This is a genomic window from Erwinia persicina NBRC 102418 (assembly GCF_001571305.1).
Classification (GTDB): Bacteria; Pseudomonadota; Gammaproteobacteria; order Enterobacterales; family Enterobacteriaceae; genus Erwinia; species Erwinia persicina.
In genome coordinates this window covers 13,376-32,952 of sequence record NZ_BCTN01000020.1, presented here as the reverse complement: position 1 = coordinate 32,952, position 19,577 = coordinate 13,376, and the positions used below count along the sequence as shown (strand labels likewise).

The 19,577-nt window shown below is 56.9% G+C and carries 16 protein-coding genes; 6 read left to right on the top strand and 10 right to left on the bottom strand.

Annotated features, from left to right (window positions below; genetic code table 11):
- Positions 1–54: 54 nt before the first annotated feature.
- The 3 genes from betA to betI are packed head-to-tail and all read right to left on the bottom strand — an operon-like array spanning position 55 to position 3,851.
- Positions 55–1,737: a choline dehydrogenase gene (gene betA, locus EPE01S_RS18785; protein WP_062748211.1), complete on the bottom strand. Its 1,683-nt coding sequence runs from the start codon at positions 1,735–1,737 to the stop codon at positions 55–57.
- Between the two features lie 19 nt (positions 1,738–1,756).
- Positions 1,757–3,229 carry a betaine-aldehyde dehydrogenase gene (gene betB / locus EPE01S_RS18780; protein WP_062748277.1) on the bottom strand — a complete coding sequence of 491 codons (1,473 nt, stop codon included), beginning with the start codon at positions 3,227–3,229 and terminating at the stop codon, positions 1,757–1,759.
- Between the two features lie 46 nt (positions 3,230–3,275).
- Positions 3,276–3,851 carry a transcriptional regulator BetI gene (betI, locus tag EPE01S_RS18775; RefSeq protein ID WP_062748208.1) on the bottom strand — a complete coding sequence of 192 codons (576 nt, stop codon included), beginning with the start codon at positions 3,849–3,851 and terminating at the stop codon, positions 3,276–3,278.
- A 169-nt stretch (positions 3,852–4,020) separates the two neighbouring features.
- On the opposite strand from betI, the gene EPE01S_RS18770 reads away from it, so the two are divergent.
- A complete protein-coding gene (locus tag EPE01S_RS18770; RefSeq protein WP_062748206.1) occupies positions 4,021–5,601 on the top strand; it encodes a BCCT family transporter in 1,581 nt (526 codons plus the stop codon).
- Between the two features lie 431 nt (positions 5,602–6,032).
- Complete coding sequence (locus EPE01S_RS18765; RefSeq protein ID WP_062748204.1) at positions 6,033–6,272, top strand: helix-turn-helix domain-containing protein; 240 nt, start codon at positions 6,033–6,035, stop codon at positions 6,270–6,272.
- A 132-nt stretch (positions 6,273–6,404) separates the two neighbouring features.
- On the opposite strand, the gene EPE01S_RS18760 is transcribed toward EPE01S_RS18765, so the two are convergent.
- Both EPE01S_RS18760 and EPE01S_RS18755 read right to left on the bottom strand, forming a co-directional pair.
- Complete coding sequence (locus EPE01S_RS18760; RefSeq protein ID WP_062748201.1) at positions 6,405–7,424, bottom strand: alpha/beta hydrolase; 1,020 nt, start codon at positions 7,422–7,424, stop codon at positions 6,405–6,407.
- 159 nt (positions 7,425–7,583) lie between these two features.
- Positions 7,584–8,768, bottom strand: coding sequence for a BaiN/RdsA family NAD(P)/FAD-dependent oxidoreductase (locus EPE01S_RS18755; RefSeq protein ID WP_062748199.1), 1,185 nt, complete (start codon positions 8,766–8,768; stop codon positions 7,584–7,586).
- Positions 8,769–9,009: 241 nt separating this feature from the next.
- Between EPE01S_RS18755 and pitA the strand changes: the two genes are divergently transcribed.
- On the top strand, positions 9,010–10,509 hold the full coding sequence (pitA, locus tag EPE01S_RS18750; protein ID WP_137269217.1) for an inorganic phosphate transporter PitA: 1,500 nt from the start codon (positions 9,010–9,012) through the stop codon (positions 10,507–10,509).
- A gap of 102 nt (positions 10,510–10,611) precedes the next feature.
- On the opposite strand, the gene uspB is transcribed toward pitA, so the two are convergent.
- Positions 10,612–10,947, bottom strand: a complete 336-nt coding sequence (gene uspB, locus EPE01S_RS18745; protein WP_062748195.1) for a universal stress protein UspB — start codon at positions 10,945–10,947, stop codon at positions 10,612–10,614.
- A 310-nt stretch (positions 10,948–11,257) separates the two neighbouring features.
- Between uspB and uspA the strand changes: the two genes are divergently transcribed.
- Positions 11,258–11,695 (top strand): universal stress protein UspA, encoded by a 438-nt coding sequence (gene uspA / locus EPE01S_RS18740; protein ID WP_062748192.1) that lies wholly within the window; start codon positions 11,258–11,260, stop codon positions 11,693–11,695.
- Between the two features lie 121 nt (positions 11,696–11,816).
- Here uspA and rsmJ read toward each other — a convergent pair whose 3' ends face one another.
- Positions 11,817–12,566 carry a 16S rRNA (guanine(1516)-N(2))-methyltransferase RsmJ gene (rsmJ, locus tag EPE01S_RS18735; RefSeq protein ID WP_062748189.1) on the bottom strand — a complete coding sequence of 250 codons (750 nt, stop codon included), beginning with the start codon at positions 12,564–12,566 and terminating at the stop codon, positions 11,817–11,819.
- A 7-nt stretch (positions 12,567–12,573) separates the two neighbouring features.
- Positions 12,574–14,616 carry an oligopeptidase A gene (prlC, locus tag EPE01S_RS18730; protein WP_062748187.1) on the bottom strand — a complete coding sequence of 681 codons (2,043 nt, stop codon included), beginning with the start codon at positions 14,614–14,616 and terminating at the stop codon, positions 12,574–12,576.
- A 228-nt stretch (positions 14,617–14,844) separates the two neighbouring features.
- Here prlC and EPE01S_RS18725 point away from each other — a divergent pair, with 228 nt between their 5' ends.
- Complete coding sequence (locus EPE01S_RS18725) at positions 14,845–15,669, top strand: CPBP family intramembrane glutamic endopeptidase (protein WP_062748185.1); 825 nt, start codon at positions 14,845–14,847, stop codon at positions 15,667–15,669.
- A 94-nt stretch (positions 15,670–15,763) separates the two neighbouring features.
- Positions 15,764–16,606 carry a 23S rRNA (adenine(2030)-N(6))-methyltransferase RlmJ gene (locus EPE01S_RS18720; protein WP_062748183.1) on the top strand — a complete coding sequence of 281 codons (843 nt, stop codon included), beginning with the start codon at positions 15,764–15,766 and terminating at the stop codon, positions 16,604–16,606.
- 36 nt (positions 16,607–16,642) lie between these two features.
- Here EPE01S_RS18720 and rnz read toward each other — a convergent pair whose 3' ends face one another.
- Both rnz and rtcR read right to left on the bottom strand, forming a co-directional pair.
- Positions 16,643–17,557, bottom strand: a complete 915-nt coding sequence (gene rnz, locus EPE01S_RS18715; RefSeq protein WP_062748180.1) for a ribonuclease Z — start codon at positions 17,555–17,557, stop codon at positions 16,643–16,645.
- A gap of 19 nt (positions 17,558–17,576) precedes the next feature.
- Positions 17,577–19,160, bottom strand: a complete 1,584-nt coding sequence (gene rtcR, locus EPE01S_RS18710; RefSeq protein WP_062748178.1) for an RNA repair transcriptional activator RtcR — start codon at positions 19,158–19,160, stop codon at positions 17,577–17,579.
- Positions 19,161–19,577 lie beyond the last annotated feature (417 nt).

The window sequence follows — 19,577 nt, the reverse complement described above, 5'->3', positions numbered from 1 at the left end:
TGTTCACAGGCTTCCGGTCCGGCAGACCGGAAGCCTGTGGGGTAAACGCGCCGATTATTTATCCCGACGATGGCGTACCGGGGCACCGTTAGCGACATAGTACGGCACGTCACTTCGCGCTAACGGTGGACGTCCACGGATCATATCAGCGATTTTCTCGGCAATCATAATCGTCGGGGCGTTAAGATTGCCGGTGGTGATCCGCGGCATAATGGACGCATCAACAATGCGCAGGTTCTCCATACCGTGGACTTTACCCTCGTTACCGACCACGGCCATGTCATGATAACCCATCGCATTTGAGCACGACGGATGATAGGCCGTTTCCGCATGTTCGCGTACAAAGCGATCCAGGTCGTCATCACTTTGGTAATCTGCCCCCGGCGAAATTTCCTTACCACGGTAGGGATCGAGCGCGCGCTGCTGCATGATCTCCCGGGTGATGCGAATGGCCGCCCGAAACTCACGCCAGTCCTGCTCCTGAGACATATAGTTAAACAGGATGCTGGGATGGTCGTGCGGATTTTTCGAGACGATCTGCACGCGTCCACGACTGGGTGAACGCATCGAGCCGACGTGCGCCTGGAAACTGTGGGTTTTAATTGGATTAGAACCGTTGTAGTTAATCGCCACTGGCAGGAAATGATACTGAATATTTGGCCATTCAAACTCCTCGTGGCTACGAATAAACCCGCCTGCCTCAAAGTGATTACTGGCACCAATACCGGTGCCCATTACCAACCATTCAGCGCCAATCAATGGCTGATTATGTAACTTCAGTGCAGGGGACAGCGATACCGGCTGCTTACACTCGTACTGCAGATACATTTCAAGATGGTCCTGCAAATTCGCCCCAACGCCGGGCAGATCGTGAACCAGTGGAATATCCAGACGTTTTAGCAAGCCGGCAGGCCCCACCCCTGAGCGCTGCAGGATTTGTGGGGAAGCAATCGCCCCCGCGCAGAGTAAGACTTCACGCCGGGCATGGGCCGTATGCTGCGTCTCTTTTTGCAGCCAGCTCACGCCGGTCGCCCGCTTACCCGTAAACAGGATCCGGTCGGTAACGGCGTGGATCTCAATCGTCAGATTGGGACGCCTGCGCGCCTGGTCCAGATAGCCACGGGCGGTACTTGCGCGGCGGCCCCGGGGCGTGACGGTGCGGTCCATCGGACCAAACCCCTCCTGCTGATACCCATTTAAGTCGTCAGTGCGCGGATACCCGGCCTGAACCCCGGCCTCGACCATCGCATGAAACAGCACGTTGTTATCCTGTCTGGGCGTGGTGACGCTCACCGGCCCGCAGTCACCGTGGTAGTCATTGCCCCCGATGTCACGGCGCTCCGCCATTTTGAAATAAGGCAGGCAGTCGAGATAGCTCCAGTTCTCCAGCCCTTCCAGTCTGGCCCAGCCATCGTAGTCCAGGGGATTGCCACGGATGTAGCACATGCCGTTGATGAGCGAAGATCCCCCCAGGCCTTTACCCCGGCCACACTCCATACGCCGGTTGCCCATAAAGGGCTCTGGATCGGTCACATAGGCCCAGTTATAGCGGCGTCCCTGCAGAGGATAAGCCAGAGCAGCAGGCATCTGCGTGCGAAAATCCTGGCGGTAATCCGGCCCCCCGGCTTCCAGTAACAGCACACTGACGTCGGCGTCTTCTGTCAGGCGCGTGGCCAGCACATTTCCCGCTGAACCCGCCCCTATAATGATGTAATCATATTCCCTGATAGTCGTCATCGTTACCTCCACATCCTTGTTAAAAAACAGATTGATAGCGTTCCAGCTCGATCTGAATGGACTTGATACGCGTGTACTGGGCGAGCGTGGCGATGCCGTTTTCGCGTCCGACACCGGACTGCTTATAACCCCCCACCGGCATTTGCGCTGGCGATTCCCCCCAGCAGTTGATCCAGCAGATACCCGCTTCTAACTGATGGATGGTGCGGTGAGCTTTTGCCAGGTCGCGGCTGATCACGCCTGCAGCCAGACCGAAGTGGGTGTTGTTCGCCCGCTCAATGGCTTCCTGCTCATCGTCCCACGTCAGAATGCTCATGACCGGCCCAAAGATCTCTTCTTTGACGATCGTATGGTGGTCTTCACAATCGGTGAAAATCGTCGGCTGAACGTAGGCGCCTTGTGCACACTGCCCCGACCGTTCACGCTCGCCGCCGCACAGTAACCGCGCCCCCTCAGCTTTACCGGTTTCAATATAGCGCAGCACCTTTTCCATGTGAGCAAAGCTGGTCAGCGGGCCGAAATTGGTATCGGGATCCATCGGGTCGCCGCTGCGGATACGTCGTACACGCGTCTGCAGCGCTTTCTCCAGGGCGCTTTTCTGTGAGCGATGCACAAAAACCCGGGTGCCGTTGGTACAGACCTGACCTGAACTGTAGAAATTCGCCATCATGGCAACATCCGCCGCCAGCTCAATGTCGGCATCGGCCAGGATCAGCAGGGGCGATTTACCGCCTAACTCCATGGTGACGTCTTTAAGTGAGGAAGCGGCCGCGCTGGCCATGACTTTCTTGCCCGTTTCGATACCGCCAGTAAAGGAAATTTTCTCAATGCGCGGATGCCGGGTAAGCCACTCTCCGACCTCGCGGCCTGCGCCCTGAAGCACGTTAAATACGCCATCTGGCAGGCCCGCCTGCGTATAGATTTCAGCCAGTTTAAGCGCCGTCAGCGGGGTCACTTCACTGGGTTTAAAAATCATCGCGTTGCCGGCAGCGAGCGCAGGTGCGGATTTCCACAGCGCAATTTGAATCGGATAGTTCCAGGCACCAATCCCCGCGGTGACGCCCAGCGGTTCCCGACGGGTATAGAAGAAGCTGGTCTCACGCAGAGGATACTGTTCGCCTTCTATCGCCGGCGCCAGACCGGCGTAATACTCCAGAACATCCGCGCCGGTCACGATATCAACGACGGAGGTTTCGGAAAAAGGTTTACCGGTATCCAGCGTCTCCAGATAAGCCAGTTCATCGTTGCGTTCACGCAGGATCTCAACGGCGCGCAGGAGAATACGCGAGCGCTCAGTGCCGGTCATGGCCGCCCAGATTTTCTGACCACGTTCTGCACTGGCCACGGCTCGCTCAACATCCTCACAGGTGGCGCGCTGAACCACAGCCAGTACCTCACCGTTTGCCGGATTGATCGTCTCAAAGGTTTCTGCGCCACCAGCAGGCGTCAGTTGTCCATCAATATAGAGTTGTTGCAGGGGAAACTTAGCCATCATTACGGTTCCTTTTGTGTGTTGGCTTCAGAATTCAGGTCCAGTTTTACAACTTACTTTCCACGTAATCGAAAGCAATTTCACTGGCCTTTCGGGCATTAAAATCAAGACCAGTCAGGCTACCGCGTAGCCACAACCCGTCTATCATTGCCGCCAGACCGCGAGCGGCTTTACGCGCTTCATCACGTGATAATTCACGGCGAAACTGGCAGCAAATATTGGAAAAAAGGCGGTGATCGTTGACCCGTTGTAATCGACGCAGTTCGGGCCGATGCAGGCTGGCTGCCCAGAAATCAAGCCAGGCCCGCATCGATGTCCCGCTGGTCTGACTGGCGTGAAAGTTGCCTTCAATAATGGCAAACAGCTGGGCCTGAGGAGAAGGTGCCGCCGCCGCCCGCTGCGCCGCCACCGCATCGTGCAGATCGCGCAAAATGCGGCGCATCGTCGCGTTTAACAACCCCTCTTTGTCACCAAAATAGTGACTGACAATCCCGGTAGACATACCGGCCTGGCTGGCCACCTGGGACAGCGTGACGCCCGCCAGCCCCACATCACCGATGGTTTCAAACGCTGCTGTGATCAATTGCTCCCGGCGTTGGCCGGGAATGGCTTTACGGGTCATCTCTTCTCCATCTCTCTGTTCAGCCAGCCTGAACAGCACGACAAAATTCATTGATTGAACGTTCAACCAATCTACATTATGCTGCGGAAATGTCAAAATTATGATTATTAGTTGTTAACAAAAGGTTTCATGAGATGGACTTTCAATTTTGCATCAAGGAGTTGCTGAAATGACTAAGATCGCATCAACATCGGCGGATAATGAACCGGTCAGGCTGAATGCCCCCGTTTTTTTTAGTTCCGCCGCCGTTATTTTGCTGTTGGGCCTGCTGGTAGTGGTGTTTCCAGCAGGCAGCCATCTGTGGCTGAACAGGGCGCAAACCTGGATGACCGAGGTGTTTGGCTGGTACTACATGCTGCTGATGGTCGCCTGTATGTGTTTTGTATTCTGGCTGGCGCTGTCCCGCTTTGGAAAGATCCGGCTGGGCCAGGAAGGAGAGGCGCCGCAGTTTAGCTATCCCTCATGGATTGCCATGCTGTTTTCGGCGGGTATCGGCATCGCGCTGGTTTATTACGGTGCTTATGAGCCGCTGGATCACTTCCTGCAGCCGCCTGAAGGCCCGGGAGGAACGCCAGAGGCCGCCCGTCAGGCCATGGCGATCACCTTCCTGCACTGGGGCCTGCACGGCTGGGCGCTGTATGCGCTTATCGCCACGGTTCTGGCCTATTTCGCCTATTGCCGTGGACTGCCCCTGGCGCTACGTTCGCCGCTTTATCCCCTGTTAGGGGAGCGGATCCACGGCTGGTACGGGCATGTCGTCGACAGCTTTGGCATTCTGGTCACCGTGATCTCTATGGTGACCAATCTGGGGATTGGTGCGCTACTGGTCAACTCTGGCCTGCACTATTTGTTGGGGGTTCCCCAAACCCCTCATGTGCTGCTGATACTGATTGTTCTGATGATGGTGGTCGCGACGCTTGCCGCCGTGACGGGCGTCGAGAAAGGTATCGCCATGCTTTCCAACATCAACGTTGGCTTCCTTTGCCTGCTGTTACTGTTCGTGTTTGTGACCGGCCCGACGCTCAATCTGATCAACGGGATGCTACAGAACACCGGTGATTATTTAACCTCGATTATTGGTAAAAGTTTTGACGTGTATCTGTATGGCAAAGCGCGCGCGTGGCAAGGAGCATGGACGCTCTTCTACTGGGCGTGGTGGGTGGCCTGGGCCCCGTTCGTTGGCTTATTTATTGCCCGCATATCGAAGGGTAGAACGGTGCGCGAGCTGATCTTTGGTGTGATGCTAATCCCGCTGGGCTTCACCCTCGCCTGGCTCTCTATCTTTGGTAATACCGCTATCAGCCTCGTACTTGATCATGCCGATCATATTCTGGGTGAGGTTGCGCTGAGCGATCCGCCGATGGCCGTATTCAAACTGTTTGAATACCTGCCTTTCACTGAAATCACGGCCGGTTTCACGATTATCATCAGCTTCGTGCTGTTTCTGACCCCGGTAGACTCCGGTACGCTTATGATTGCCAATCTCTCGAGCAAGGGGGGCACCAATGATGATGATGCGCCGGCCTGGCTACGTATATTCTGGGCGTCAGTCACCACGCTGGTCTGCGCGGGCCTGCTGTATGCGGGTAGCTTCAGTGCCATGCAGACCGCCGTTGTTATTTGTGGTCTGCCCTTCTCTGCCGTGATCGTACTTTACATGGCCAGCCTGTATCGCGATTTGCACACCTTCACCGACCGGCCTCAGCGGGCCCCGCACCGCGAACAGAGTGAGGCGGAAGCGAAGGGATAGATAAACGGGGGGGCGCCGGACGGCCACTACATAGTTGAGCAGAGCATTGCGTTCTCTCTACAGTGCGGTGTCAACCGGCGTTCAAACAACAGCAGAGTTAATAAAAAAACGCCTTTGCGACCAGAGGCCGGGCCTATCGGTGTAAATGGGAAAAGTAATTAAAAGGAGATGCCCCCCGCCAGGGCTTGTGCGCTGCGGCACTCTCTGTTTCCTCCCCCACATTGAATAAAATATTACCGTCTGACGAAAGAAATATTTAATCAACTTCCCCTTCTCTTTTTCCCAGTTAATGCCACAATCATACACAGAAACATAATGCGCTATTGAATAGCGTGCTAGTTAAATTAGTGATGGCTTCATCTTTTGCAGTGAGTAGCAACACCAGGGAAAACTTATGCAGCAACTAAAAAAAACAGACACAGGAATCGCCTATGCCAAACTCTCCACTCCCGCACTTTGTGCCAGTGAAAAGCAACGTCCGTGAACTTCGCCTCGCTGCCGGGCTGTCACAGGAGCGCGCCGCCGAGCGGTTTGGCCTCAGCCTGCGCGTCTGGCAGACCAAAGAAGCGGCGAGCAACCCGGGCCAGCTCGGCCAGGCGGAATATGAATTCCTGCTGCTGCTGGCGGGCCTTCATCCGCATTTTTCTCTGGCACCGTCGCAGATGCGGTAAACAGAGATCCTGCGATTTGCTTTGCTGCCCCCTTCCCGATGCGGTGCTAACGGCGATTGTCCGGCAGCCGGGCGGCAGGAAAAAGCCAGGGTCAGACCCCCAAAAAACCAGCCCGCAGGCTGGTTTTTTCTCTTACTCCAGGTGCGAACGCAGTTCTGACGATGCCTGCCGCAGGGCGGTTTTTACCGTCGGCTCATTGCTCAGAGCGTTTAACAGGCCGTAGTCGTGGATCATACCGTTATAGCGCGTGACCGTGACCGGGACGCCTGCCTCGTCCAGCTTACGGCCAAACGCCTCGCCCTCATCGCGCAGTACATCCAGCTCTGCGGTCTGGATCAGCGTTGGTGGTAAGCCCTGAAGTTGCTCACGGCTGGCCCGTAGCGGCGAGGCAAGGATATTATTGCGATCTTTCTCTGCGGGGGCGTAGCTGTTCCAGAACCATTTCATCATATTTCGGGTCAGGAAGTATCCTTCCGCAAACTGATGATAAGACGCATCGTCTGTCCGCGCATCGGTCACTGGCCAGAGCATGACGCTGTAGCGGATTGCCGGCGTATGAAACTGCTTCGCCTGCAAGGCGACGGCGGCGACCATATTCCCCCCCACGCTGTTACCGACCAGTGCCAGCCGCGAACCATCCACGCCAATCTCATCACCGTGCAGGGCCACCCACTTCGTCGCCTCGTAGGCCTGGGTGATCGCCACCGGATAGTGGGACTCAGGTGAAGGGGCGTAGTTAACAAAGACCGCCGCCGCCCCCGACTCCTTCACCAGGTCGCGAACCAGACGCTCATGCGTCGGGAAATCCCCCAGCACCCAGCCGCCGCCGTGGAAGAACATAAACACCGGCAGTTTCCCGCCAGCGTGGGTCGGTTTAACCACCGTCAGCGTCAGCGGTTTTCCTGATACCGTGATCACTTTTTCTGACACCTCTGCGGGCGGCAGAACGGTCCCCTGCTGGGCACCCGTCAGCACCGCACGCGCCGCCTGTGGCGAAAGCTGTTCAATCGGCTTACCCCCGCCGCTGTTCAATGCGTGCAAAAAGGTCGCGACGCCCGCTGTCGGAGCAGGCGTGTTTTCTTCCGATGCGGCGAAGGCGCTCATCGCCTGGCTGGCCAGTAACAGAGCGGAGGCAGTGAGTTTCAGTTTCATGGGCGATCCCGGTGTAGTTTACTATTAAGTAGTGTGCTATTTAGTTTGCCGAGAATGACACAGCACACAAAAGTTGTAAACGATTAGATCGCACGCTACTTAAATCAGTGACAGCCCCCTGTCGTCAGGGGATCAGATAAGGGGTCAGTCGGAAGGGAATTACAGCGCCTGCGCGCAGGCCCAGGCCGAGCTCCATGCCCACTGAAAGTTATAGCCTCCCAGCCAGCCGGTTACGTCCACCACTTCCCCAATAAAATACAGGCCAGGCACGTCGCGCGCTTCCATGGTCTTTGAGGACAGCTGAGTGGTATCCACCCCGCCCAGCGTCACTTCCGCCGTGCGATAGCCTTCGGTGCCGTTGGGCTGCACGCGCCACTGGTGCAGTGCAGCGGCCAGTTCGGCCTGCTGGCGGCTGTTCAGTTGCTTCAGCGTACACTCCGGCACGGTCCCCAGCAGCTGCAGACACTCGACCAGCCGTTTCGGCAGCAGCTTCGCCAGGGTATTTTTCAGGCTCTGATTCGGGTGACTTTGCCGTTCATCGTTAATCAGCGCATCAATGTCCTGCCCCGGCGACAGGTTGATCGTGACAAACTCCCCCGGCAGCCAGTAGCTGGACAACTGCAGTACTGCCGGGCCGGACAGGCCACGGTGGGTGAACAGCAGTGCCTCTTTAAACACGGTGCCATCTTCAGCGGTCAGCACCGACGGCACTGAGACGCCGGACAGTGTCTGAAGCTGTTCGAGAAGCGGCTTATGCAGAGTAAACGGCACCAGCCCTGCGCGGGTCGGGAACACCTTCAGGCCAAACTGCTCCGCTATTTTATAGCCAAACGGCGACGCCCCCAGCCCCGGCATTGACAGCCCACCGCTGGCGATCACCAGCTTTTCTGCCTGCACCTCTGCACCGTTCAGCTGTAGCGTATAGCCGCTGTCATCACGGCTGACGGAGATAACCTCACTGCGCAGACGCAGCGTCACCTGACCGTCCTCACACTCCTTCAGCAGCAGGTCAACCACCTGCTGCGCGGAGTCGTCGCAGAACAGTTGACCCAGCGTTTTCTCATGCCAGGCAATGCCGTGACGGGTGACCAGATCGATAAAATCCCACTGGGTATAGCGCGCCAGCGCCGACTTACAGAAATGCGGGTTATGTGACAGATAGGCTGCCGGTTCCGTATAGAGATTGGTGAAGTTACAGCGACCACCGCCTGACATCAAAATTTTACGCCCGGCTTTTTTGCCATTATCAATCAACAGCACGCGCCGCCCTTTCTGTCCCGCCTGGGCTGCGCAAAACAGGCCAGCTGCACCCGCGCCAATTACGATAACGTCAAACTTTTCCACCACTCACCCCGTGCCGACCTGCAAAAACGCTGATTGTAGTGAGTCGGTGGCAGGGATACCAGCTTCACAGGATTATGGAGGCGAAACATTTTGTAACTTTATGATTTTTTGATACTTTCACCTCAGACCGCCACCGTTATGACACATTAGTGTCAAAAAAAGTCTATATTTCCCTTTCCCCGGGTGCGGTTTGTCGCTGATAATGCGCCGCGTTCATGTCCTCCAAAATGGCGTAACGCTTATGCTGCATCTGTTTGCTGGTCTTGATTTACATACCGGCCTGTTCCTGGTTCTTGCTCTGCTGTTCGTTTTAATTTACGAAGCAATCAACGGCTTCCACGATACGGCCAACGCGGTAGCAACCGTGATTTACACCCGTGCAATGCGCTCGCAGTTAGCGGTTGTCATGGCCGGGGTATTCAACTTCTTTGGTGTCCTCCTGGGCGGCTTAAGCGTGGCTTACGCTATCGTCCATCTGCTCCCCACCGATCTGCTGTTAAATGTTGGATCGGCTCACGGGCTGGCCATGGTCTTCTCCATGCTGCTCGCCGCTATTATCTGGAATCTCGGCACCTGGTACTTCGGGTTACCGGCCTCCAGTTCCCATACCCTGATCGGTGCCATTATCGGTATTGGCCTCACCAACGCGTTGCTGACCGGCACCTCGGTGGTGGATGCGCTGAACATACCTAAAATGATTGGCATCTTTATGTCGTTGATTATTTCACCGATTGTCGGTCTGGTCGTCGCCGGTGGCCTGGTGTTTCTGCTGCGTCGTTACTGGAGCGGCAGTAAAAAACGCCAGCGAATCCATATGACGCCAGCTGAACGTGAAAAGATCGATGGCAAGAAAAAGCCGCCGTTCTGGACGCGGACCGCACTGATTATCTCGGCGATTGGCGTCAGCTATTCGCACGGGGCAAACGACGGTCAGAAAGGTATCGGCCTGATCATGCTGGTACTGATTGGCGTGGCACCGGCAGGCTTTGTGGTGAATATGAATTCCAGCGGTTATGACATTACTCGCACTCGCGATGCGGTCAACCATCTGGAACAGTATTACCAGCAGCATGCCGGTTCCCTGACGCATATCATCCAGATGTCACCGCCTGCGCTGCCAACGCCGGAAGAGGTGCCTTCAGGGCCGCAGGAGTTCCACTGTGATGCCGCACGCGCGCTGCCTGCCATCCATCGGGCACAGGGGCTGCTGAACAACCTCACCAGCTACGATGCCCTGAATGTAGAGCAACGCAGCCAGCTGCGCCGTCTGCTGATGTGCATCTCCGATACCGCAGAGAAAGCGGCCAAACTGCCGGAAACCAAGGCTGACGACAAACGTTTCCTCAGCAAGTTGAAAGGCGATCTGCTGAATACCATCGAATATGCGCCTGTGTGGATCATCCTCGCCGTGGCATTAGCGCTGTCGCTGGGAACGATGATTGGCTGGCGTCGGGTTGCCACCACTATCGGTGAGAAAATCGGTAAAAAAGGCATGACCTATGCACAGGGCATGTCGGCACAGATGACGGCAGCGGTGTCGATTGGCGTGGCCAGTTATACCGGGATGCCGGTTTCGACCACCCACGTCCTGTCCTCTTCCGTTGCCGGTACGATGCTGGTTGACGGCGGTGGCGTACAGGGACGCACCATTAAGAACATCCTGCTGGCGTGGGTATTTACTCTGCCGGTGTCGATTGTGCTTTCCGGTGTGTTGTACTGGCTGGCGTTGAAACTGATTTGACCTGCTGTCAGGGCCGACCGTTTTTCCCGCTTAAGCGGTAGAGCGAACCGCAAAAAGGTTCGCACCGGTGTAGAGGGTGACCCTTTTTGGGGTCGCCCTTTTTTAATGCCAGATAGCCAGCCCAATCAGACTGATAAACACCAGACCGCACAGCGCGCTGGTTAAGACAAACTGCCCGCGAAGCCGCTGACAGCGGCGAATAAACTCATCATCATGATGGTCGAGATAGCGCTGATACCAGATATAGCCAATCAGCCTGACCTGCTTACTTGGCTGCCCGTGAGAGGTAAAAAAGCCTCCGCCATCGACATACTGATACAGCAACGGATCGCAGCCCCGCAAAACCACCAACAGCGCCCGCAGCGATGAGAAATAGCGCGCCATATTCACCACACAAACGACACAAAGAGCCCAGAAAAGCGCAATGGTGCTGATCATGATCCCCTCCCGAACTTTCATCAGGAAATACGATACGCGGCAAAAACGGGGACATTCCCGATCGTTCGCCAACCTTTTTTATTGAGATGATTTCTGCAAGCCGGACGGCGAAACAAAGGGTCGTTTGCTGCCATCTTTTATCAGTGTAGGAGATATGTTTCCTTTTTTTCCAGTGATGTTTATGGCTTCAGAGATGAATAGAGCAAAATTGATATTGATCGCCCTCGCAAACGCCATCCCATGGCACAACAACGGGACCCTTTTTTCGCTATACTCACCCTTAACACTTACCTGAAAAGGAGTTTTCAAAATGGCTTATAAACACATACTGATTGCCGTCGATTTGTCGCCGGAAAGTAAGCTGCTGGTCGACAAAGCGGTATCGATGGCGCGCCCTTATGACGCGAAAGTTTCCCTGATCCACGTTGATGTGAACTATTCAGACCTCTACACCGGTCTGATTGACGTTAACCTTGGCGATATGCAGAAACGTATCTCTGAGGAAACCCACACCGCCCTGACGGATCTGTCCAACAGCGCAGGGTATCCGATTGCAGAAACATTAAGCGGCAGTGGCGATCTCGGCCAGGTGCTGGTCGATGCCATTAAGCAGTATCAGGTAGACTTAGTGGTGTGCGGCCATCATCAGGACTTCTGGAGCAAGCTGATGTCTTCAGCACGCCAGCTGATCAACACCGTTCATATCGACATGCTGATCGTACCGCTGCGCGACGACGAAGACGATTAAGGCATCACGGGATAATTGGAAAAGGGTCAGCCATCAGGTGGGTCCGGAAAGACTGGCTGACCCGAAAACAAGGTCAGCCATGACGGGGATTCAGAATGACGGGCTGACCGGGAACGATTTCTCAGGCCAGCGGCGCATAAATATCAAAACGGTGACTCTTGGTGGTCACGGCATTGGGCGTCCCGACATCGGCTAACGGTGGCGCATAATCAGGGCGCTTCACCACCACCCTTTTCTTCGCCAGCTGCCGCGCAGGCAGCAGCAGCCCGTCGGCATCAATATCCGGCCCCACCAGCGACTGAAAAACCCGCATCTCTTTCTTCACCAGCGCGCTTTTCTGCTTATGCGGATACATCGGGTCGAGGTAGACCACATCCGGCGGCGGGCGGATATCCGTCAGCGCATCCAGACTGGAGGCATGCAGCAGCGTCAGGCGCTCGCGCAGCCAGGGGCCAATCTCCGGATCGGCATAGCCGCGACGTAATCCGTCGTCGAGTAATGCCGCCACCACCGGATTTCGCTCCAGCATACGTACCCGGCAGCCAATCGATGCCAGCACAAACGCATCGCGCCCCAGCCCCGCCGTGGCATCCACCACGTCCGGCAGATAGCCGCTTTTGACACCCACAGCCTTCGCTACCGCTTCCCCACGACCGCCACCAAATTTGCGCCGGTGCAGCATTGCTCCGGAGACAAAATCCACATAGATGCCGCCGAGCTTTGGCTCATCACGCTTGCGCAGTTCCAGGTGTTCCGGGGTCAGCACCAGCGCCATCAGCGCGTTGTCATCCTGCACCAGTTGCCAGCGGCCCGCCAGTATAGATAAGGCGCCGTCTCCGGCGCCCGTTTCATCTAACAAACAGATGTTCACTGAGAGCTTAACCCTTAATGCCGTAGTGTTTCAGCATCGCGTCCAGCTGTGGCTCACGGCCCCGGAAGCGTTTAAACAGTTCCATTGGCTCTTCGGACCCACCGCGCGTCAGGATATTGTCGAGGAACGACTGCCCGGTTTCACGGTTGAAGATCCCCTCCTGTTCAAAGCGGGAATAGGCATCCGCCGCCAGCACATCAGCCCACAGATAGCTGTAGTATCCCGCCGCGTAGCCGCCGGCAAAGATATGGCTGAAGGCGTGTGGGAAACGGCCCCACGACGGCCCCGGCACCACGGCAACCTGATCTTTGATCTCTTTCAGTATCTCCAGGATACGCGCGCCTTTCGCCGGGTCATATTCGGCATGCAGGCGGAAGTCAAACAGGCCGAACTCCAGCTGACGCAGGATAAACAGCGCCGCCTGGTAGTTCTTCGCCGCCAGCATTTTATCCAGCAGATCTTTTGGCAGCGGTTCACCGGTCTCATAGTGACCAGAGATAAATGCCAGGGCTTCCGGTTCCCAGCACCAGTTTTCCATAAACTGGCTTGGCAGTTCGACGGCATCCCACGGCACACCGCTGATACCGGATACTCCCGGCGTTTCAATACGGGTCAGCATATGATGCAGGCCGTGACCAAACTCATGGAACAGGGTGGTGACTTCATTGTGGGTAAACAGCGCAGGCTTGCCGCTGACCGGACGGTTGAAGTTACAGGTCAGGTAGGCAACCGGTTTCTGCAGGGTACCGTCGGCGCGACGCATCTGGCCCACGCAGTCATCCATCCATGCCCCGCCGCGCTTGTTATCACGCGCGTACAGGTCGAGATAGAAGCTGCCGCGCAGCTCGCCGCTGTCGTCGAACAGGTCAAAGAAGCGCACGTCAGGGTGGTAAACATCCACGTCGTGACGTTCGCTGGCCGTAATGCCATAGATGCGTTTTACCACTTCAAACAGGCCGTCCAGTGCCCGCTGGGCCGGGAAGTAGGGGCGCAGCTGTTCGTCGCTGATGGTGTAGAGGTGCTGTTTCTGCTTTTCACCGTAATAGGTCATATCCCATGGCTGCAGGTCATCCACACCGAACGTTTTTTGAGCAAAAGCACGCAGCTGGGCCACTTCCTGCTCGGCCTGCGGGCGGGCGCGCCTGGCGAGGTCGGTCAGGAAGTCCGTCACCTGGGCCGGATTCTCCGCCATTTTGGTCGCCAGCGATTTCTCCGCGTAAGAGTTAAAGCCCAGCAGCTGTGCCAGCTCGTGGCGCAGCGCCAGTTCTTCCGCCATCACCTCGCTGTTATCCCACTGCCCGGCGTTCGGGCCCTGATCGGAGGCGCGGGTAGAGTAAGCGCGGTAAAGCTCTTCGCGCAGGGCCTGGTTGTCGCAGTACATCATCACCGGCAGATAACTTGGAATATCCAGCGTCAGCAGCCAGCCTTCCTGCTCACGGGCTTCGGCCTGAGCTTTGGCGGCAGCCAGGGCGCTCTCCGGCATCCCGGACAGTTCGCTTTCATCAGTGACCAGCTTGCTCCAGCCCATCGTGGCATCAAGCACATTGTTGCTGTAGGTCGATCCCAGCTCTGACAGGCGCGCAGAAATCTCGCCATAGCGCTGCTGCTTCTCTTTCGACAGGCCAATCCCGGACAGCTCAAAATCGCGCAACGCGTTATCAACCGCTTTTTTCTGTGCGAGATCTAAGGCGGCAAAGTGCTCACCCTCTTTCAGGTTGCGATAAGCCTGGTAAAGCCCCTCATGCTGTCCCACCCAGGTGCTGTACTCGGACAGCAGCGGCAGCGTCTGCTCATAGGCCTGACGCAGCTCCGGGCTGTTTTTCACCGCATTAAGATGGCTGACCGGTGAAAACAGACGGCTTAACCGGTCGTCCACTTCCGCCAGCGGCTGTACCAGATTATCCCAGCGGTACGGCGCCCCCTGTGCCACCGCCTTTTCGACCGCCGTGCGGCAGTCAGCCAGCGCCTGAGTGACCGCAGGAACCACGTGTTCAGGCTGAATGGCGGAGAAAGGGGGAAGCGTGAAATCGGAGAGTAACGGATTGGTCATAGCGCAGTCCTTTAATCGTTGGTATGGGGCGCACAGATGCGCGCAATCTTTTTAAGATGGGGTTAAGTGGTGTGAAAATCAATGCCCCACACCCTCGCGAGGGCATTCCCGGCGCGCAACGCCCGCTTTTTCACCGCACTTTACGCATTGCCACACTGGGGTGCGCGTTGCATACTCCTTCCCGCTTAAATACATCGTATTACTCCGTTACAAACAGGGAGTTTTTTTATGTGGTATACGCTGGCGGCCTCGTTGCTGTTTTTACCTTTTTACCTTCGCAGCTCGCTTATCCTGCTCGCTATTGCACTGGGGCTGGCGGTCTTTGATCAGACGCTGCTCCCGCCGGGAATGGTGGCGCTGGCGATTATCGGCGCGGTCGCCCTCTACTGCGGTTATCAGAAACAGCCTAATGCGTTTTCCCTGCCCGGCGAAATCGTGCTGGTGGTAAGTGCAATTGCCCTGATGCTGCATATGATCCCGGGCTTTAATAATCTGATTATTGTTTCCGGCGAGCGCGTCGGGCCACAGAGCGTGCCTTTTACCTTTTATTACAACATTGATAAAGCGCTTATCCCGTTTCTGCTGCTGGCCTGTCTGCCCACCCTGCTGAAGCGTCCGGCAAAGCCACCGGCTAACGCGCTGTGGTGGCTGGTGTTGATGATGTCGCTGCCGCTGCTGTTATTACTGGCCACGGTGGCCGGTGGTTTAAGAGTCGAACCCCACCTGCCGGACTGGCTGGGTGCCTTTATGCTGGCCAACCTGTTCTTTGTCAGCCTGGCGGAAGAGGCACTGTTTCGCGGCTATATCCAACAGCGTCTGAGCCAGCTGTTGGGAGATAAACGGGCGCTGTTCATTGCAGCCCTGCTGTTTGGCTTTGCCCATTTTTCCGGCGGCCTGTTGTTGGTGCTGTTTGCCACGCTCGCCGGGCTGATTTACGGCCTGGCCTGGCTGTGGAGCGGCCGGCTCTGGGTCTCTACGCTGGTGCATTTTGCCTTTAATATGCTGCACCTGCTGTTCTTTACCTATCCGATGTGGCAGCGAATCCCGACCTGAACGCGCTTTTTTAAGCCGTTTTCGCTATAATACCTCCAACCTGTGCCGCCCGACGGCGGCACGCTCGCATTTACCATCCGGATTATCCCAATACATGCTCAGTTATCGCCACAGCTTCCATGCCGGCAACCATGCCGACGTTCTCAAACATACCGTGCAGAGCCTGATTATCAGCGCGTTAAATGAGAAGGAAAAACCCTACCTCTACCTTGATACCCATGCGGGCGCAGGGCGTTACCTGTTAAGCGGTGAACATGCGGAGCGCACCGGAGAGTACCTGGAAGGCATTGCGCGTATCTGGCAGCAGGATGATTTACCGGAAGAACTGGCCCCGTATATCAGCGTAGTGAAGAACTACAACCCCGGCGGCAAACTGCGTTACTACCCGGGTTCGCCACTGATTGCCCGCCACCTGCTGCGTGAGTATGACCAGCTCCAGCTGACCGAACTGCACTCCAGCGACTTTCCGATGCTGCGCAGCGAATTTCAGAAAGACGATCGCGCACGCCTGGCCCGTGCCGACGGCTATCAGCAGTTAAAGTCCAAGCTGCCGCCGCTGTCACGCCGGGGTCTGATCCTGATCGACCCGCCGTACGAGATGAAAAGTGATTATCAGGCCGTGGTGCAGGGTATTCAGGAAGGGTATAAACGCTTTGGTACCGGCGTGTTTGCGCTGTGGTATCCGGTGGTGCTGCGTCAGCAGATCAAGCGCATGTTCAACGAACTGCAGGCCACCGGCATCCGCCGTATCCTGCAGATTGAGCTGGGTGTGCGCCCGGACAGCGACCGCTTTGGCATGACCGCCTCGGGGATGATTGTGATTAACCCGCCGTGGAAGCTGGAGCAGCAGATGAAAAACGTGCTGCCGTGGCTGGAAAAAGTGCTGGTGCCGTCCGGTACCGGTTACTCCAAAGTCAGCTGGATTGTGCCGGAATAAATCGCGCGCAGGGGCGGCCGCAAAAACGGCCCCCCGCTACAGCGTAAAGACCGCAAAATCGTGCGCCATCTCGGTGTGCGGAAACACCGCCCGACACTCCTCCAGCAGTCGTTCACAGTCAGCCCGCAGATAACGCGTACTGATGTGCGTCACGATCAGACGTTTTGCTCCGCTTTCCAGCGCCACTCTGGCGGCCTGGGCGGTAGTGGAATGCCCGCGGCTGTTGGCTTTCTCTTCCATCGCCACTTCCAGCGTCGCCTCGTGCACCATCAGATCCACTCCCGCTGCCAGCTCGTTCGCCGCCGCCGTCGGTGCGGTGTCGCCAAAAATCGCCAGGCTGCGGCCTTTGATTTTCTCTCCGACGTAATCCCAGCCGTTGATCGTCCTGCCATCAGGCAGCGTTACGCTGCGCCCGTGCTTCAGGTCGTAAAACCAGGGCCCGGCTGGCACCCCGTCGGCAGCCAGCTTCGCCGCATCCAGCGCGCCAGGTTTATCATGTTCATCAATGCGATAGCCGTAACACTCCACCGGATGCGTCATCGGCCAGGCCGTCACGCGGAAGTGCTCATCACAACACACCTCACCGGCCCGGACTTCCACAATGTCCAGCGGAAAGGTCAGCCACGAGCCACTCAGCGCGATCGCCGTATCGACAAAGGTTTTCAGCCCGACCGGGCCGTAAATCGTCATAGGATCGGTCGAGCCGTTCATCGATCGGCTGGTGAGCAGCCCCGGCAGGCCAAAAATATGGTCACCGTGCAGGTGGGTAATGAAGATCTTCTCGATCTTACCCGGCTTGATTGGGGTGCGCAGGATCTGATGCTGCGTCGCTTCCCCGCAGTCAAACAGCCAGGTCGCATTGCGCACGCCCTGCAGATCCAGCGCGATGCTGGTGACATTGCGCTCGCGGCCGGGGGTGCCGGCCCCGGTGCCTAAAAACTGCAGTTGCATAATCCACTGACTCCTTCCGTTATTGTCCGGGTGATCCACCCGACTTGATGCTGTCCCAGTCTAACGCAAAACGCGCCAGATATTTACGCAGCCGGTCGGCATCGTTGGGCTGTTTCTTCTGTTGACGGGAAACGGCAAACAGCGTGCGCCCGGCCTCCGACAGCGAAGAGGACCCACGGCACACTCTCAGCACCGTCTCCAGCTGGCTGTGGTCAAACAGATCCAGCGTTTCCGGTAATGCCAGTGTGGTTTCCCCCTGCCAGCCTGCGCGCAGGCGCGCAATCTCTTCTTCCACCTGGGCCAGTTCAATGCGGCCGTTATCGGCGAGGGTCGCCATTCGGGTGACAGACGCACTCAGCTCACGAAAATTACCGCGCCACAGGGCAGCCGGTGCGCAGGCAAACTGCAGATAGCGCTGACGGGCCTGCGGCTCAAAACGCACCTGCGACTGCGCATCACTGGCAAAACGCAGCAGTTCGAAGTCCAGATTAGGTTCAATATCTTCGCGCCGCGCTGCCAGCCCCGGCAGGGTAAAGCTCCACATATTAATGCGCGCATACAGATCCTCACGAAAGCGTCCTTCAGCCACCCACTGCCGCATATCGCGATGGGTGCCGGCGATGAGCTGGAAATCGCTGCTCACCTCTTTATCTGCGCCGAAAGGCAGAAAGCGCTTTTCCTCTATCGCTTTCAGCAGCATGGCCTGCTCATCCAGTCCCAGCTCGGCAATCTCGTCGAGGAATAACATGCCGCCGTCCGCTTCCCGCAGCAGGCCGTTACGCGGCTGCAACGCGCCGGTGAACGCCCCTTTAACATGACCAAACAGGGTAGACATGGCGTTATCCCCGCGCAGCGTGGCGCAGTTGACCGCGACCAGCCTGCCGCTGACCCGGTGACGCGACTGCCGCAGCTGATAAATGCGTTCCGCCAGAAAGGATTTTCCCGCCCCTGTCGGGCCGGTCAGCAGCAGCGGCGCGTCGGACCGCAGCGCCACCCGCTCAATCTGGTCGATAAGATTATTGAACGTCGCATTACGGGTGGAAATGCCCCCCTTCAGCAGTGATACCGACTCCTGACGTTCCCGCATAAAACGGCTGGTGAGGGTGGCATAACGGCTGAGGTCGAGATCGATCAGGGTATATACCCCTTCCGTTCTGGCACTCTCCTGTTCCCGCGGAGCGGGGGCCGTTTGCAGCAGCCTGGCGGGCAGATAGCGCGCCTCGGTCAGCAGGAACCAGCAGATCTGCACCACGTGGGTACCGGTGGTGATATGCACCAGATACTCTTCATTCTCCGTATCAAAGGGATAGTGGCGGGCAAAATCGAGCAGGACGGTATACACCTCCTCAAAATCCCACGGATCATTCAGCGTGATCGGATTCAGCCGCACTTCGGTATCCGGCGAGATCAGCACCACATCTTCCGACATTTGCTGCGCCATCGTCTGGCGGTCAGGCTGATGCAGCAGATCCAGGCGGTCAACGGGCAGGTCAGGCTGCATACACAGCCCCAGCGTAGGCCGCCATTTATTCCAGCGGTTCTCCCGTTTACCACGTTTATCGAGGGTGGTTCCCAGCATCCCTATCACTACTCTGCGCTTCATGCCTTATCCCTTTATCGCAATGTTTATCCCACAGGATAAATTCACCCTGCTATGTGCAGCAAGACCTTTCTGTTGCCATAAAATAAAAACGTTAAATATCATTTAATTAAAAATAATTTCAGCGCTTTTACTTTCCTGGCACGCTTCTGGCAATAGTTATCCCGTCGACAGGCTGAATGATGCCCGGGTTATGAACCCAGCCGGCGCAACGGGAACGGATGACCGTTTTCCCGCAGGCGTTCCGTCAGCACGAAGACATTTTGCGAAGGCACAGGGCCAGAACGGGTTCGACTCCCGGTTTCGCACCTCTCTCCAAAGAGCCTGATAGCAGTACCCTGGCTGTGCAGTCAGCAGCCCACCCGGAGCACCGGCTGATGCGTCGGGTCTGGGGCATCATCGTCGCGCCGCCGCTGTACC